This is a genomic window from Pseudomonas sp. DR208 (assembly GCF_019823005.1).
Classification (GTDB): domain Bacteria; phylum Pseudomonadota; class Gammaproteobacteria; order Pseudomonadales; family Pseudomonadaceae; genus Aquipseudomonas; species Aquipseudomonas extremorientalis.
On record NZ_CP081944.1, the window covers coordinates 5,611,190 to 5,627,809 of the forward strand.

The window sequence follows — 16,620 nt, forward strand, 5'->3', positions numbered from 1 at the left end:
GGATGTCAGTGGGTGGTCAGGCCAGCCGCACTCATAAACATGCGCATCAGGCTCGCCACGACGAACAGGGCCAGCACACTGCCCGTCCAGATCATCGCCAGCCACCCCAGGCGCCGCCACAACGGCTGCTTCTCGGCCTGTTCAATCTCGTGCAACGAAGGTTTGCCGGACATGGAACGCCCCTCCTAGTGGTAACCGTCTTCGTGGGTGACCTTGCCGCGGAACACGTAGTAGCTCCAGAAGGTATAGCCCAGGATGAACGGGATAATGAATAGCGTACCCACCAGCATGAAGCCCTGGCTCTGGGGCGGCGCGGCAGCGTCCCAGATCGACACCGATGGCGGAATGATGTTGGGCCACAGGCTGATACCCAAGCCGCTGTAGCCCAGGAAGATCAGCACCAGCGTCAGCAGGAACGGCGTGTAGTGCGCATTACGCGCCACTGCACGGAACAACCCGTACAGGGTCACCAGCACCAGGATCGGCACCGGCAGGAACCAGAACAGGTTCGGCAGGGTGAACCAGCGCGAGGCGATTTCCGGGTGCGTCAGCGGCGTCCAGATACTCACGATGCCGATCACCGCCAGCACCACGAAGGCCAACGGTCGCGCCAGGTTGTGCATTTTTTCCTGAAGCGGGCCTTCGGTCTTCATGATCAACCAGGTGCAGCCGAGCAACGCGTAGGCCACGATCAGCGCCACGCCGCAAAACATCGTGAACGGCGTGAGCCAGTCCAGCGAACCGCCGGCAAACTGGCGATTCACCACCGGGATGCCATCGATGAATGCGCCCAGCGCCACGCCCTGGAAGAACGTGGCCGCCAGTGAACCGCCGATAAAGGCCTTGTCCCATAGATGACGCTTGTGGTCCTTGGCCTTGAAGCGGAACTCGAAGGCCACACCGCGGAAGATCAGCCCGATCAGCATCAGGATCAGCGGCAGGTACAGCGCCGACAACACCACCGAATAGGCCAGCGGGAACGCACCGAACAACGCTGCGCCGCCCAGTACCAGCCAGGTTTCGTTGCCGTCCCACACCGGGGCCACGGTGTTCATCATCACGTCACGGTCGGTCTTGCCCGGGATAAACGGAAACAGGATGCCGATACCCAGGTCGAAGCCGTCCATGACCACGTACATCATGATGCCGAAGATAATGATCACGGCCCAGATCAGCGGAAGATCAATACCCATCTCAATGCCCCTTGTGCTGGATGTGCGCGTGATCGTCGTCGCTGCCATCATCGGCGGCGGACAACGGACGGGCCGGTGTACGTTTCTGGCCCGGGCCACCATGGGTGGGCTCGCTGCCTTCGTGGGTCTGAGGCCCTTTGCGCACCAGGCGCATCATGTAGCCCAGGCCTGCGCCGAACAGCGCGAAGTACACCACCACGAACAACACCAGGGTGATGGTCATCTGCGCCAGGCTATGCCCGGAGGACGCGTCCGCCGTGCGCATCAGCCCGTAGACCACCCACGGCTGGCGGCCGATCTCGGTGGTGAACCAACCCGCAAGTATGGCGATCAGGCCGGACGGCCCCATCCACAACGCCAAGTACAGGAACGGTTTGGACGTGTACATCTTGTCGCCCCGGCGTAGCCAGAGGCTGAACAGGCCGGTGAAGATCATCAGGAAGCCCAGGCCGACCATGACCCGGAACGACCAGAACACGATGGTCGAGTTGGGGCGGTCCTCCGGTGGAAATTCCTTGAGGGCCGGCACTTGCTTATCCAGGGAGTGAGTGAGGATCAGGCTGCCCAGGTAAGGGATCTCCACCGCGTACTTGGTTTTCTCGGCCTTCATGTCGGGCCAGCCAAACAGGATCAATGGCGTTGGTTCGTTGCCGATGTTTTCCCAGTGGCCTTCAATCGCGGCAATTTTCGCCGGTTGGTGCTTCAAGGTATTGAGGCCATGGAAATCACCGATCACCGCCTGGATGGGCGCAACGATCAGGGCCATCCACATTGCCATGGAGAGCATCTTGCGGATCGCCGGGTTGTCCTTGCCGCGCAGCAAGTGCCAGGCTGCCGAGGAGCCGACGAAGAACGCCGTGGCCACAAAGGCCGCCGTGGCCATGTGCGCCAGGCGATAGGGGAACGACGGGTTGAAGACCACGGCGAACCAGTCGGTCGGGATCACACGGCCATCGATGATTTCAAACCCCTGGGGCGTCTGCATCCAGCTGTTGGACGAGAGGATCCAGAACGTGGAAATCAACGTCCCCACGGCCACCATCACGGTGGAGAAGAAGTGCAGGTTGCGCCCGACCTTGTTCCAGCCGAACAGCATCACGCCGAGGAAACCCGCCTCGAGGAAGAACGCCGTGAGCACTTCGTACGTAAGCAGCGGGCCGGTGACGGCGCCGGCAAAGTCCGAGAAGCGGCTCCAGTTGGTGCCGAACTGGTAGGCCATGACCAGGCCGGATACCACGCCCATGCCGAAGTTGACGGCAAAGATCTTCGACCAGAAGTGGTAGAGATCGCGGTAGGTGTCGTTGTGGGTCTTGAGCCACAAGCCTTCCAGCACCGCGAGGTAACTGGCCAGGCCGATGGTGATCGCCGGGAACAGGATGTGGAACGAGATGGTGAACGCAAATTGAATTCGGGCGAGATCGAGCGCCTCCAAACCGAACATAAGTCTTCCTCTGTCAGGTAATACCGGCTGCTGGCGGGAGCCTGCACCCACTGCCCCCACGGATATGGAGTCTGGCGAATTTCGATTCGTTTCTTTTTTTAGCCAACCGCGTAGGGAATCTGGCCCGGAGGCCGCCAGGCCGATGCCCGGGCGGGCATTGATCTGGATCAAGCATTGCTGAAAGAGTAGTCCCATTTTCAGGAATGAACTGTGTGGTCTTTTGCCGCGTGACAGACTGCCTCAGCTCAGTTGTTGCAACTATCTGTTACAACTTAATGATAATCTCGGCGCTTCCTTTGGCTCTGATCTGAATTCCCCGATGCCTAGTGAACCCGCGTTGCTGTTGCGTCACCACCGCCCTTTCATCGCGTTCTGGCTGGCGCGCATCTTCACCGCCAGCGGCTTCCAGATGCTCACCGTGGCCATCGGCTGGAACCTCTACCAACTGACCGGCAATGTGCTGGACCTGGGGCTGGTCGGCCTCGTGGAGTTCGTACCGCGCGTACTGTTCATGCTGCACACCGGGCATGTGGCCGACCGCTATGAGCGACGCAAGGTGGCCGCCATCTGCCAGACCGTGCAGGCGCTGATTGCCCTGAGCCTGGCCATCGGCGGCCTGACCGGCAACGTGACCCGCGAGATGATCTTTATCCTCGCCTTCCTGCTGGGTGCCGCGCGCTCGTTCGAAATGCCCACCACTCAGGCACTGCTGCCAAGCATCGTGCCCAGCGCGCTGTTCCCACGCGCCGTGGCCTCGTCGCAGTCAGCCCAGCAACTGGCGACCATTGTCGCGCCGGCGCTCGGCGGTTTGCTCTACGCGTTCGGCAGCGTGTGGGTGTATGGCCCTACCGTGGTGCTGTACCTCATTGCCTGCGTGCTGACCCTCAACCTGCCCGCCCGCCAGACCCCGTTGAATAAAGGCAAGGCCACCCTGGATTCGCTGCTGGCCGGCATTCGGTTTATCCGCAGCCGCCCGGACATTCTCGGCGCCATTTCCCTCGACCTGTTTGCGGTGCTGCTGGGCGGTGCGACCGCGCTGTTGCCGGTGTTCGCCAAGGACATCCTGCTGACCGGCGCCTGGGGCCTGGGCCTGCTGCGCTCGGCGCCGGCGGTGGGGGCGTTGCTGATGTCGCTGTGGCTGGCGCGGTTCTCGGTGGAGCGCCATGTGGGCCGCGTGATGTTCACCGCTGTCGGTGTGTTCGGCGTGGCGACCATCGCCTTCGGCCTGTCCACCTCCTTCTGGTTTTCCCTGGCGGTGCTGGTGGTGCTGGGGGCGGCGGACATGATCAGCATGGTCATCCGTGCGTCCTTCGTGCAGCTGGAAACCCCGGATGAAATGCGCGGTCGGGTCAGTGCGGTCAATGGCCTGTTTATCGGAGCGTCGAACCAGTTGGGCGAATTCGAATCCGGGATCACGGCCCACTGGTTCGGCACCGTGCCCGCCGTGGTCATGGGCGGGCTCGGTACCCTGGTGGTAACAGGCGTGTGGATCAAGCTGTTCCCGACCCTGGCGAATCGGGATCGCATGCACGTGCCGGTGGAAGAGCCTATTCAAAAAACCAGCGTATAACCCATGTGGGAGGGGGCTTGCCCCCGATAGCGCCATGTCAGTCATAGCATCGTTGACTGACACCCCCCATCGGGGGCAAGCCCCCTCCCACACTTGGATAACCAGTGCTGGCTAGAGCTTGTCAGAGCACCTTATCGAGGGTGATGGGAAATTCCCGCACCCGTTTGCCGGTGGCGTGATAAATCGCATTGGCCACCGCCGCCGCGACGCCGACGATGCCGATCTCCCCCACGCCCTTGGACCCGAGGGCGTTGACGATCTCGTCATGCTCCTCGACAAACACCACGTCTATCTCGCCGATGTCCGCGTTCACCGGGATGTGGTACTCGGCCAGGCTGTGGTTCATGAAGCGCCCCAACTGATGATCCGTCTGGGTTTCCTCATGCAGCGCCATACCGATGCCCCACACCACCCCGCCGAGAATCTGGCTGCGGGCCATCTTGGGGTTGACCACGCGCCCGGCGGCAATCGCACTGACCACGCGGCTGACCTTGATGGTGCCCAGGTCCTCATCCACCTGCACCTCGACGAAGACGGCCGAATGGGTGGCGGTGCTGTAGCCCTCGCGTTTTTTGCCGGGTTCGCTGTCGACCTGCACCTCCAGCGCGTCTTCGCCACTGTCCTTGACCAATTGCGCCAACGACACACTCACGTCACCGGTGTGCAACTGGCCGTCTTCAAAGCGTACGGATTCGGCCTGCGTGAAGACCGGGTAAGTCTGCCGAGCAATAGCCAGCAGTTTGCCGGTCAACGCTTCGCAGGCCTGCTGCACCGCCGTGCCCACCGAAGACACGGTAAACGAGCCGCCCTGCAGTGGCGCGGTAGGCAATGAGGAATCGCCCAACACAAAGACCACGTCCTCGACCGCCACGCCACTGGCCTGCGCGGCAATCTGGGTCATCACCGTGTAAGTGCCGGTGCCGATATCGGTGGTGGCGCTGCTGACCGTCAACTTGCCCTGCGCGTCGATCCGCGCCTTGGCGCTGGCCTTCATCTGCATGGCTTCCCACACCCCGCCGGCCATGCCCCAGCCGATCAACTGGCGACCGTCGCGCATGCTGCGCGGTTCCGGGTTACGCTGGCTCCAGCCGAAACGCTCGGCACCTTCGCTGTAGCATTCGCGCAGGGCCTTGCTTGACCAGGGTTTGTCTTCGTTCTGGTTGCGCTCGGCGTAGTTGATCAGCCGCAGTTGCACCGGGTCGATTCCCAAGGCGCAGGCCAGTTCATCCATGGCGCACTCCAGGCCGATCACCCCGAGCGCTGCGCCAGGTGCGCGCATGTCCAGGGGCGTGAACACGTCCAGGGGCACCAGGTTGTAGGTCAGTTGCACGTTGTCGCAGTGATAGAGCATGCCGCTCCACTCCACCACATGTTCGCTGAAATCCTCGAAGCGCGAGGTCTGGCCGATAGCGGTGTGGCCCAGCGCGAGCAAACGACCGTCGGCGGCCGCGCCCATTTGCAAACGCTGCAGGGTGCGCGGGCGGTAGCCGAAGGTAAACATCTGTTGGCGAGTCAGGGTAACGCGCACCGAGCGTTTGAGCGCCAGGGACGCCATCACCGCCAGCGGCAATTGGTACTGCGGGCGCAAACCGGAGCCAAACGCACCGCCGACGAACGCGGCAAAGATGCGCACCTGGCTTTTATCCAGGCCGAAGACTTTTTGCACATAGGCCTGGCAGTTCTGCGGGCCCTGGGTCTTGTCATGGATATGCAGGGTGCCGTCCGGCTGATACAGCACGGTGCTGGCGTGGGGCTCCATCGGGTTGTGATGTTCGACGGGCGTGCTGTAGTGCAGGTCCAGGCTGACGGCGGCGCCGCTCCACTCGGCCTGGAAGTTGCCGCGCGGCTTGGGCGGGGTTTGCGGCGAGGCATAGGCCTGTTCCTGCATGGCCAGCAGGTCGGTTTCGAAGGCTTCGGTTGCGTACTCGATCTCCACCAGGGAGCCGGCATGCCGCGCCAATTCAAGGTTGTCGGCGATCACCAAGGCCAGGGGTTGGCCGCTGTACAGCACACGGTCGTTGTACAGCGGGCGGAACGGCGAGCCGTCGGCCGCGTCGTCGTCCTGGAAAGCGTCGTCGTAGCTGGCGATTCTTGGCCGGTTGAGGTGATCAATTACCGCCACCACCCCCGGCAGCGCCAACGCCCTGGAAGCGTCGATACGCAGCACGCGGCCCTTGGCGACGGTGCTGGACACCACGCTGCCATGCAGCAGGCCCTCCTCGGGAAACTCACCGGCGTAACGCGCCTGGCCGGTAACCTTGAGCAGACCGTCGACCCGGTCCAAGGGTTTGCCGATGGCAGTCATGGGCGTTCTCCTGCAACAGCGGCGTCACTCAGGGCACGAATGATGCCCCGGCGCGCCAACTTGATCTTGAAGCCGTTGTGTTCCAAGGGTTCCGCGTCTTGCAACAGGGCGTCGGCGGCTTGGCTGAAGGTTTCGCGGCTGACAACCTGGCCGATCAGCCCGGCTTCCACCGCGCGGTCGCGCCAGGGTTTGTGGGCCACGCCGCCGAGCGCCAGGCGCGCATCAATGATGCGGTCGCCGTCCAGCTCAAGGGCTGCAGCGACAGACACCAAGGCGAAGGCGTAAGAGGCGCGGTCGCGAATCTTCAGGTAGTTGCTATGGCTTGCCAGGTTGTCGGCAGGCAGTTCGACGGCGGTGATCAGCTCATCGTCGGCCAGCAGGTTGTCCCGTTGCGGCGTATCACCGGGCAGGCGGTGGAAGTCGGCGAACTCGATGATCCGCGCACCGCCACGGCCCTCGACATGCACCCGCGCCGCCAATGCCGCCAGGGCGACACACATGTCCGAAGGATGGGTAGCGACACACTGCTCACTGGCACCGAGGATCGCATGGATGCGGTTCAAGCCGGTGCGCGCCGGGCAGCCACTGCCGGGCTCGCGCTTGTTGCACGGTACCGTGGCGTCATAGAAGTAGTAGCAGCGGGTGCGCTGCAACAGGTTGCCGCCGGTACTGGCCATATTGCGCAGTTGCGGCGAGGCACCGGCGAGGATGGCCTGGGAGAGCAACGGGTAACGCTGTTCGATCAACGGGTGCCAGGCCAGGTCGGCATTGCTCACCAGGGCGCCGATCAACAGTCCGCCACTGGACGTTTGCTGAATGTCATGCAGCGGCAGGCCGGTGATGTCGATGAGGTGTTCGGGGCGGCTGATGTTTTCTTTCATCAGGTCCAGCAGGTTGGTGCCGCCGGCGATAAAGCGCGATGCGGCGCTGCTGAGGTGCACGGCCTCCTGTACGCCGGTCGGCCTGCTGTAATGGAAGGGGTTCATGGTTTGCCCTCCAGGACTTCCTCGATGGCAGCGCGGATATTGCTGTAGGCGCCACAACGGCAAAGGTTGCCGCTCATCAGCTCCTGAATCTGCGCGGTGTCGTGGGCACGGCCTTCATTGGCCAGGCCCACGGCGGAACAGATCTGGCCGGGGGTGCAGTAGCCGCACTGGAAGGCGTCGTGCTTGATAAACGCCTGCTGCATCGGGTGCAGTTGGTCGACGTCGGCCAGGCCTTCGATAGTGGTCAGCTCGGCGCCGTCGCACATCACCGCCAGGGTCAGACAGGCATTGATCCGCTTGCCGTCGCGCAATACCGTGCAGGCGCCGCATTGGCCGTGGTCGCAGCCTTTTTTGCTACCGACAAGGTCAAGTTGCTCGCGCAGAAGGTCGAGCAGTGTGGTCCACGGCAACACATCCAGTTGGCGGTCCTGGCCGTTGAGGCTCAGGCGTATCGAGTGGCTGACGAACGGTTGGGCCGCCGCGCCATTGGGGGTTGCGCTCATAAACACCTCACGGGTTGGTGGACATCCGCGGCGTTCAGGGAAATCGCCGTCTCAGGGGTACGACTTCCCGGGGTAATGAGCGTTCAAGGTGATTGATCAGCGGATATTGAGCAGCGTCGTCAGGGTGTTCTGCGGGGGGTTGATCGAGGAATTGCTGTATTGGAACCAGCCCTGGGCCTCCACGTTCAGGTCAAATACATAGATGTAGCCCATCAGTGTGCCGGCCCCGTTGCAGGCTTCGCTGATGTTGCCGACCTGGCAGACCGCCGTGCGCTGCCCATTGAGCTCTGCGCCATCAAAGCGGCCCATGGGGTTGTTGCCCAGGCCGACTTCCATGACTGACACCTTGGTGGGCCCACGGTGCGTGCACATCTGCGTGCTTTGTGCGCGCTCGGGGATGGTTTCCGTGCACGCCGCCGATTCAACCTTGAACACGCGCACTTCGCTCAACGGCGGTGCAGTCGCGCCCCAGGCCGGTGCTGCGCCGAGCAACAGGCTGATACAGGGGATCAGGGCTAGACTCCACGGGCTGGCGTTTTTCATGTTGCAGATGACCTTGGTTTAAACGTCGGCGCAGTATGCCTCAAGGCCTCGGCTGCTGGTATGATGCGCCGCTTTTTCCGATCCTCTCTGAAACCAAAGGCGCTTGGCGCAGTTTGTGCTTTGACTTAGAGGTCAACAAATCACGACGCCACAGAGCGTCACAGGGAGCAGGCATGCTGGAAAAGCTGTTTCAACTCAAGGCACACAACACCAACGTGCGCACCGAGATCCTCGCGGGCATCACGACATTCCTGGCCATGGCCTACATCCTGTTCGTGAACCCGAGCATCCTCGGCGAGACCGGCATGGACAAGGGCGCGGTGTTCGTCGCGACCTGCCTGGCAGCCGCCATCGGCTCGACCGTGATGGGCCTGATCGCCAACTACCCGATCGCCCTCGCGCCGGGCATGGGCCTCAACGCCTTCTTTACCTACACCGTGGTGCTGCACATGGGCCACACCTGGCAGGTGGCGCTGGGTGCGGTGTTCATTTCGGCGGTGTTGTTCTTCCTGTTGTCGATCTTCCGTATCCGTGAGTGGATCATCAACGCCATCCCCCTGCCCCTGCGCTCGGCGATTGCCGCCGGTATCGGCCTGTTCCTGGCTTTGATCGCCCTGCACAACGCCGGCATCGTGGTCAGCAACCCGGCCACCATGGTGGGCCTGGGCGACTTGAAACAACCGGCACCGATTCTCGCCACCCTCGGCTTCGTGCTGATCGTGGCCCTGGAAGCCCTGGCCGTGCGCGGCGCGGTGCTGATCGGCATCCTGGCGGTGACCCTCGTGTCCATCCTGCTGGGCGTCACGCCTTTTGGCGGCGTCACGTCGATGCCACCGTCCCTGGCCCCGACCTTCCTGCAGCTGGATATCAAGGGCGCGCTGGATATCGGCCTGGTCAGCGTGATCTTCGCCTTCCTGTTCGTCGACCTGTTCGATAACTCCGGCACCCTGATCGGCGTGGCAAAGCGTGCCGGCCTGATGGGCAAGGATGGCCACATGCCAAAAATGGGCCGTGCGCTGATCGCCGACAGCACCGCCGCCATGGCCGGTTCCCTGCTCGGCACCTCGACCACCACCAGCTACATCGAGTCGGCGGCGGGCGTGAGCGCCGGCGGCCGCACCGGCTTGACCGCCATCGTGGTCGCGATCCTGTTCCTGCTGGCGTTGTTCTTCTCGCCACTGGCCGCCAGCGTCCCAGCCTTCGCCACCGCGCCGGCCCTGCTGTTCGTGGCGGTGCTGATGACCCAGGGCCTGGCCGAAATCGACTGGGACGACATTACCGTAGCAGCGCCGGTGGTGATCACCGCCCTGGCAATGCCTTTCACCTACTCCATCGCCAACGGCATCGCCTTCGGTTTCATCGCCTGGACCGCCATCAAGCTGCTTTCGGGCCGCTACCGTGAGCTGAACCCGGCGCTGGTGATTCTGTCGATTCTGTTCGTGATCAAGCTGGGCTGGTTCAACGCATGACTTTTGACGCCGCACGCTACACCGCTCAACTGCAAGACAAGGTCACGCGCTTGCGTGACCTGTTGGCACCGTTCGACGCGCCCGAGCCGCAGGTCTTCGACTCGCCGATGCAGCACTTCCGCCTGCGCGCGGAGTTCCGCCTGTGGCGCGAAGGCGGTGAACGCCACTACGCGATGTTCTCCCAGGACGACAAGCGCACGCCGATCCTGATCGAAGCGTTCCCCATCGCCAGCCAGCGCATCAACCAGTTGATGCCGCAGCTCAAGGCCGCCTGGCAAGCCAGTGCTGCCCTGAGCCACAAGCTGTTCCAGGTGGAGTTCCTCACCACCCTGGCCGGCGACGCGATGATCACCCTGTGCTATCACCGCCCGCTGGACGAGGACTGGCACACCGCCGCCAACCAGCTGGCTGCCGACTTGAATGTCAGCATCATCGGCCGCTCCAAGGGCAAGCGCGATGTGATCGGCCATGACTACGTGGTGGAAAAGCTCGAAGTCGGCGGCCGTACCTTCAGCTACCGCCAGCCCGAAGGTGCCTTCACCCAGCCCAACGGCACGGTGAACCAGAAGATGCTCAACTGGGCCTACGACGCCCTGGGCGATCGCCCGGATGATTTGCTGGAGCTGTACTGCGGCAACGGCAACTTCACCCTGCCCCTGGCGACGCGCGTGCGCAACGTGCTGGCTACCGAAATCAGCAAGACCTCGGTGAATGCGGCCCTGAGCAACCTCGATGAAAACGCGGTGGGTAACGTCACGCTGGTGCGTCTCTCTGCCGAAGAACTCACCGAAGCCCTCAACGAAGTGCGCCCGTTCCGCCGCCTGCACGGCATCGACCTGAAAAGCTACGAATTCGGCAGCGTGTTCGTCGACCCACCGCGCGCCGGCATGGACCCGGACACCTGCGAACTGACCCGACGTTTCGACAACATCCTGTACATCTCCTGCAACCCGGAGACGTTGGCGGCGAACATCGCGCAACTGCATGACACGCATAAGATTACGAAATGCGCGATGTTTGACCAGTTTCCGTGGACGCACCATATGGAATCCGGGGTGTTATTGACTCGGCGGTAACTCGACGTCCTCCGGTTCCTTCTTGCGCGGCCGCCCGCCCTTCTTGCCATTGGCGCGGGCGGCGGCGGCTTTGGCGGCGCTGCTTTTGCGACCGTTGCGCGAAGCAACCAGGCTGATCGCCAGGTCCATCAGGGGTTTGCTGGTGGCAATCAGGCCCGTGATCGAAACATCCAGGTCTTGGGCCTCACAGCACAGCGCCTTTCCGCCAAAGCCGACTTCCAGTTGCTCAAAGTCCTCCAGGGAAAACCCTGCGAACTCGGGCAGACCCGCTACCGGCAGTACAACGCGACTACCGTCGCTGAAGCCGATGGAAATGCAGTTGTCTTCATAACGCACAGCGCTGGCACGGGCATAAAGGTGCCGTGTCTTGCGCCCTCGGGCTATCGCCTTTTCGACGTCGGCCTCAGTGAGCGGTTTATAGGGTACAACTTTGGCTTTTACGATTTTCATAGATCAATCCCCACGCAGTCTGGTGCTCGTACCAGATTCAAAATTGTCCTCTGCGCTACGACATCGTGCCGAGCACTTGCGATGACGTGGACTCCACGTCGAATAACCAACCCTGGCACCCACTCACCGGCCTCCCAATCCCAGGAATGATTCTCGAGGCAGACCGTTTGCGGGTATTCCCATCAGAGCCTACGTGCCCGCGCCAAGTAATGCCGCTGCATGATCGCCCAGCGTATTTCTTTCAAAACCGCCATGGGTGGCCGCCGCCGCTCAGGCTCTACGTCCCACAACTCCACGTCCCCGTCCAGAAAGCTGAAACGAAAACGCGCATCCCATTCCTTCCCCCGCACATGCACATGGGGCGGGCAATGCTCATCCCTGATAAACACCGAAATCACATATCCTTTGTAATTGCCTACTCGCATCGCAACCCATCCGTTAGGTTATTTTCCGCCAGGTAACAATTTTCCCCTGTCACCCGACAACCGGCCCCATTTCCCGAAGCTGATTCACAGATTAGTAAGCACAAAAAACCCGGCGAATGCCGGGTTGTAACCATTCATGCCGAGGGCTGGAAATACCCCGCCAAGGCCCGCAAGTCCTGCTCGCTCAGCAACCCCGCGTAATACTTCAACTGAATCCTCGCCAGCAGATACGCATGCCGCGCATTCGCCAGGTCGCGGCGGGCAGTGAACAGTTGCTGCTCGGCGTCGAGTACGTCGAGGTTGACCCGTTCACCGCCGGCCACACTTTTTTTCGTCGCAGCGACTAAAGCCGTGGCAGAGCTGACGGCCATTTCATAAGCACGCACTTTGGCCGCGCCGCTGGTATTGAGGTTGAACTGTTTGCGCAACTCCACCAGCGTGGCCGAGGTTTGCGCGTCCAGCTCGTACTGGGCTTGAGACAGCTGGTTCGCCGCCTGCCGCGTGGAGGCCGATACGCCGCCACCGGCAAACAGCGGCAGGCTGACCTGGATGCCAACGGTGTTGGTGTCGTACTTCTGGTTGTAGCTGCTTTCCGAGTCGGAGTGGGTCTGGCGGCTGGTGGCGTACAGGCTGACCTTGGGCAGGTGCCCGGCGCGTTTGCGCTCCACTTCATAGGCGGCCACGTCCAGGGCGTGGTGCTGGGATTGGAGTTCCGGGTTGTTGGCCATGGCCAGTTCGCGCCAGGTTTCGAAACGGTTGGGTTCCAGCGGCGGGATCTCGAATTGGCGCGTCAGTGGCGCCAGTTCTTCGATCTGCAACGGTTGGCCGACGATGGCTTCCAACTCGCGCAGGGCGCTGTCCTGGGCATCCTGGGATTCGATCTCTTCGGCCTGGGCCAGACTCAGGCGCGCCTGGGTTTCCAGCACATCGGTGCGCGTGCCTTCGCCGCCTTTGAGCAGGCGGTCATTGAGTTGCAGGCGCTCGGCATACGCACGTTTCTGTGCGCGGCTCAGCTCGATTCGCTCCTGGGCCAATAAAGCCTGGCTGTAGGCGTTGAGCACCCGCACCGCCAGCTCCTGGCTCTTGCCGCGAAAGCGTTCATCGGCCATCAACGCCTGGGCGGTGCCCTGGCGAAAGCGCGCGTAGGCCTCGTAATCCAGCAGCGGTTGTTGCAAGGTCAGGGTCGACGCGTAACTGCGGTAGTCACGGTCACTGGTGACATCACCCGCCGTCACTTCGGATTCGTTGCGCGAGTTGTTGTAGCTCCACGATAGGTTCGGCAACAGCGCCGCGCGGCCGATCACGCGGTTTTCTTCACCGGCTTCACGCGCCTGGATCGCGGCCTGAAAGGTCGGGTCATTGCGCAGGGCCAGGTCGTAGGCATCCAGCAAACCCAAGGCGTGCGCCGAGGTACACCCCAAACACAAGATAAACAGCAGCGCCTTCATTCTTCCACCAGCGCCATGTGGGTGCGATCCATCAACGGTTTGAACAGGTAGTTGAGCATCGAGCGCTCCCCGGTCTTGACGAAGGTTTCCACCGGCATGCCCGGGCGGATCTGCACGCCGTCCAGTTGCTGCATGCCCGCCGCGCTGACCTGGGCACGCAGCGTGTAATACGGCTCGTCGGTGCGCTCATCGACCTGGCGGTCCGCCGAAACCAGGGTCACCTCACCGGCCACCCGTGGCGTGGTGGATTGGTTGAACGCCGAGAACATCAACTCCACCGGCAAGCCCGGATGCACTTTGTCGACCATCTGCACCGGCACCCGCGCCTCCACCAGCAAGGGCTCGCCCTGGGGTACGATGTCCATCAACGCCTGGCCGGGCTTGATCACGCCACCTTCGGTGTACACGTCCAACCCCACCACCACGCCCGACGCCGGCGCTCGCACCAGGCTGTTGGCCAGTTCGAACTCGGCCGAGGCCAGGCGATTGCGCAGGTCGTCGCTGCGGGTGCGGGTCTCGGCCAACTGGCCGCGCAGGTCTTTCTGGAAGTCTTCGCCAAGCTGGCGGATGCGCAGGCGCAGTTCCATCACCTGGCGCTGCAATTGGCCGATGCGCCCGTCGTCTTCGGCGATGGCGCCGTCGATCTGGGAGTACAGCCGCTCGCTGTCGAGCAGGCGGTTGCGCGGGATGTAACCGTCACGCGCCAACTCGCGCAGGCCTTGCAGTTGCTCATTCAACGCCGCCCGCTGCCGGACTTTGCTCGCTTGCGAATCCCGCGTGCCACGCAACTGCGCCTCGGCGCCGGCGATGGTTTCGCGCAGGCCTTGTTGCTCGGTGGCCAGTGCCTGGGCCCGGCTCTGGAACAGTTGCCGTTGCAGGCTCAGCGTGCCCGCCGCCTCGGGATCGTTGAGCAGCTCGGGGCCGAAGCTGATCGCCGCCAGCCCTTCGCTTTCGGCACTCAAGCGCGCCTCACTGGCCAGGGATGCCAGGTACTGGCTGCGCAGGGACTGCATCTGCCCGCGCAAAGGCGTTTCTTTCAAGCGCAGCAGGACCTGGCCGGCGCTGACCACATCACCGTCGCGCACCTCGATGCGCTCCACGATCCCCCCGGCCGGGTGCTGCACCGTCTTGCGATGGCCCGAGACCATGACCTTGCCCGGCACCGCAACACCCTTGTCCAACGGCGCCAACGCTGCCCAGCCAAGGAACCCGGCAAAACCGCCGAGCACCAGCAGCCAACCCAGGCGCGAATATTTTTTATCATCCAGCGCCAGCACATTGTTCGGCGCGTCACTGATCAGCACGGGTTTGCTCTGGCTCATGCCTGTTTTCCTTCACCAAGGCGGTAACTCATGTTCAGGGTCGACACTGGCTTGCTCGCTGCCGGTTTCTGCCGTGCCTCCAACACGCGGGCCGTCGGCCCGAAGGCCTGCAACTGGCCGTCCTTGAGGATCAGCAACTGGTCCGTCAGGGTCAGTACGTTGGGCTTGTGGGTGATCAGGATCACCGTGCGACGCTGTTGCTTGAGCTGGCCGATGGCCTGGAGCAGGGCCTGTTCGCCCACTTCGTCGAGGTTGGCGTTGGGCTCGTCCAGCACGATCAGCGCAGGCAGGCCGTACAGCGCACGCGCCAGGCCGACCCGCTGTTTCTGGCCACCGGACAGCCCGGCGCCGCCTTCGCCCAACGGCGTGTCGTAGCCTTGCGGCAGTTGCAGGATCAGCTCATGCACGCCGGCCATTTGTGCGGCGGCAAGGACCTTGTCCGCGTCGACCTCGGCAAACCGCGCGATGTTTTGCGCGATGCTGCCAGCGAACAGCTGGATGTCCTGCGGCAGGTAGCCAATGTGCGGGCCCAGTTGCTGTTTGTCCCACAAGGCCAGGTCGGCGCCGTCCAGCCGCACCTTGCCGGCCCAGGGTTCCCAGGCGCCCACCAGGATCCGGGCCAGGGTGGATTTGCCGCAGCCTGACGGCCCGATCACCCCCAGTACCTCGCCCGCCGCCAGGCTGAAACCCAGGTTGGCCAGCGCCGGTCGACGCCTGCCGGGGGCGCAGGCGCTGATTTGCTCGACGCTCAGTTGGCCCTTGGGCACCGGCAGGCTCATGCGTTCGGGCCGGGCCGGGTTGGCCTCCAGCATCTGTGACAGGCGATCAAACGCCAGGCGCGCCGAGCCCCACTGCTTCCACACGCCGATCAACTGGTCGATGGGGCTGAGCACGCGGCCCATGAGGATCGAACCGGCGATCATCATCCCCGGCGTGATGTCGCCCTGCACCGCGAGCAACGCGCCCAGGCCCAGCACCAGCGACTGCAATGCCAGGCGCACGCCCTTGGACCAGGCGGTGACCGTCGCGGTCTTTTCACTGGCCAGGTTCTGCTGCGCCAGGAACGCCTGGTGCTGGCCGAACCAACGCGCGCGCAAGGTAGCGAGCATGCCCATGGCTTCGATGGTGTCGGCATTGCGCAGGTTAGCCGTGGCCTGCTGGCTGGCGCTGATCGACAGTTGGCTGGCCAGCGCCATCGGCGCCTGACTGACGTGGTGGTTGACCCACGCCAGCACGATCAACAGCACTGCGCCGACCAGCGCCAACAGCCCGAGCCAGGGGTGGAACAGGAAGATCACCAACAGGTACACCGGAAACCAAGGCGCATCGAAAAACGCGAACAACGCCTGGCCGGTGGCGAACTGACGCAGCGTGGTCAGGTCATGCAACGCCTGGCCGGCCGCCTGGGTGCCGCCCTTGAGTTGCGCTTCATACGCGGCGTCGTACACCCGCTGGTTCAAACGCATGTCCATCTGCGTGCCGAGACGGATCACCACCTGGCTGCGCACCCACTCCAACGCGCCCATCAGGCCGAACAGGCCAAGGATCATCAGCGTCAGCATGAGCAGGGTCATCTGGTTGCCCGAAGCCAGCACCCGGTCGTACACCTGCAGCATGTACAGCGCCGGGGCGAGCATCAGCAGGTTGATCACCGCCGAGAACAGGCCGATGTTGAAGAAGCCACTTTTATAGGCCGTGAGGGCAGCCAGGGTTTCGTTGCCGGCGTGGCGCATCTGGGGATTCTCAAAGGGTTGAGCGGGCAGCGCCGTCGCGTTGACAGGCTGTACGACGCTGCGCAGAATTCGGCACCGCCGTCGCTGAAGAGATAGAAGGCTTGGGCGACGGCGGTGTGTCATGCGGCGAATGGGAGAGCGATCTTCCATTCGCTT

Annotated in this window: 14 protein-coding genes and 1 pseudogene; 3 read left to right on the top strand and 12 right to left on the bottom strand. The window is 63.1% G+C overall.

From position 1 onward, the window contains the following. Positions 1-5: 5 nt before the first annotated feature. From K5K89_RS25315 to K5K89_RS25325, 3 genes are read right to left on the bottom strand one after another with little or no spacing between them, the layout of a single operon-like run. Positions 6-173 (bottom strand): DUF2474 domain-containing protein, encoded by a 168-nt coding sequence (locus K5K89_RS25315; RefSeq protein WP_071489954.1) that lies wholly within the window; start codon positions 171-173, stop codon positions 6-8. A gap of 12 nt (positions 174-185) precedes the next feature. Next, positions 186-1,193, bottom strand: a complete 1,008-nt coding sequence (gene cydB, locus K5K89_RS25320; RefSeq protein ID WP_222540459.1) for a cytochrome d ubiquinol oxidase subunit II — start codon at positions 1,191-1,193, stop codon at positions 186-188. Between the two features lies 1 nt (position 1,194). Beyond that, complete coding sequence (locus K5K89_RS25325) at positions 1,195-2,634, bottom strand: cytochrome ubiquinol oxidase subunit I (RefSeq protein ID WP_071489952.1); 1,440 nt, start codon at positions 2,632-2,634, stop codon at positions 1,195-1,197. A 319-nt stretch (positions 2,635-2,953) separates the two neighbouring features. Between K5K89_RS25325 and K5K89_RS25330 the strand changes: the two genes are divergently transcribed. After that, on the top strand, positions 2,954-4,204 hold the full coding sequence (locus K5K89_RS25330; RefSeq protein WP_071489951.1) for an MFS transporter: 1,251 nt from the start codon (positions 2,954-2,956) through the stop codon (positions 4,202-4,204). Positions 4,205-4,325: 121 nt separating this feature from the next. Here K5K89_RS25330 and K5K89_RS25335 read toward each other — a convergent pair whose 3' ends face one another. From K5K89_RS25335 to K5K89_RS25350, 4 genes are all read right to left on the bottom strand, one after another. After that, positions 4,326-6,509, bottom strand: a complete 2,184-nt coding sequence (locus tag K5K89_RS25335; protein ID WP_222540460.1) for a xanthine dehydrogenase family protein molybdopterin-binding subunit — start codon at positions 6,507-6,509, stop codon at positions 4,326-4,328. Further along, a complete protein-coding gene (locus tag K5K89_RS25340) occupies positions 6,506-7,495 on the bottom strand; it encodes an FAD binding domain-containing protein (protein WP_071489949.1) in 990 nt (329 codons plus the stop codon). Before K5K89_RS25340 ends, K5K89_RS25335 begins: the two co-directional genes overlap by 4 nt. Continuing rightward, positions 7,492-7,998, bottom strand: coding sequence for a (2Fe-2S)-binding protein (locus tag K5K89_RS25345; RefSeq protein WP_261400792.1), 507 nt, complete (start codon positions 7,996-7,998; stop codon positions 7,492-7,494). The genes K5K89_RS25340 and K5K89_RS25345 overlap by 4 nt, the downstream gene beginning before the upstream one ends. Positions 7,999-8,094: 96 nt before the next feature. Further along, positions 8,095-8,541 carry a DUF4879 domain-containing protein gene (locus tag K5K89_RS25350; protein WP_071489947.1) on the bottom strand — a complete coding sequence of 149 codons (447 nt, stop codon included), beginning with the start codon at positions 8,539-8,541 and terminating at the stop codon, positions 8,095-8,097. 173 nt (positions 8,542-8,714) lie between these two features. Between K5K89_RS25350 and K5K89_RS25355 the strand changes: the two genes are divergently transcribed. Together K5K89_RS25355 and trmA are read left to right on the top strand one after the other, a co-directional pair. Further along, a complete protein-coding gene (locus K5K89_RS25355; protein WP_058427718.1) occupies positions 8,715-10,010 on the top strand; it encodes an NCS2 family permease in 1,296 nt (431 codons plus the stop codon). Next, on the top strand, positions 10,007-11,086 hold the full coding sequence (gene trmA / locus K5K89_RS25360) for a tRNA (uridine(54)-C5)-methyltransferase TrmA (RefSeq protein ID WP_222540461.1): 1,080 nt from the start codon (positions 10,007-10,009) through the stop codon (positions 11,084-11,086). Before K5K89_RS25355 ends, trmA begins: the two co-directional genes overlap by 4 nt. Here trmA and K5K89_RS25365 read toward each other — a convergent pair. The 5 genes and pseudogenes from K5K89_RS25365 to K5K89_RS25385 form a co-directional block, all read right to left on the bottom strand. Next, complete coding sequence (locus K5K89_RS25365) at positions 11,069-11,536, bottom strand: DUF2442 domain-containing protein (protein WP_071489945.1); 468 nt, start codon at positions 11,534-11,536, stop codon at positions 11,069-11,071. The genes trmA and K5K89_RS25365 overlap by 18 nt on opposite strands. Next, positions 11,533-11,961: pseudogene (locus tag K5K89_RS25370) on the bottom strand (DUF4160 domain-containing protein). The gene K5K89_RS25365 and the pseudogene K5K89_RS25370 overlap by 4 nt, the downstream one beginning before the upstream one ends. Before the next feature lie 134 nt (positions 11,962-12,095). Continuing rightward, on the bottom strand, positions 12,096-13,409 hold the full coding sequence (locus K5K89_RS25375) for a TolC family outer membrane protein (protein WP_222540462.1): 1,314 nt from the start codon (positions 13,407-13,409) through the stop codon (positions 12,096-12,098). Beyond that, the gene (locus K5K89_RS25380) at positions 13,406-14,731 is read right to left on the bottom strand and encodes an HlyD family type I secretion periplasmic adaptor subunit (RefSeq protein ID WP_071489942.1); all 1,326 of its coding nucleotides are present in this window, start codon (positions 14,729-14,731) and stop codon (positions 13,406-13,408) included. The genes K5K89_RS25375 and K5K89_RS25380 overlap by 4 nt, the downstream gene beginning before the upstream one ends. Next, complete coding sequence (locus K5K89_RS25385) at positions 14,728-16,464, bottom strand: type I secretion system permease/ATPase (RefSeq protein ID WP_222540463.1); 1,737 nt, start codon at positions 16,462-16,464, stop codon at positions 14,728-14,730. Before K5K89_RS25385 ends, K5K89_RS25380 begins: the two co-directional genes overlap by 4 nt. Positions 16,465-16,620 lie beyond the last annotated feature (156 nt).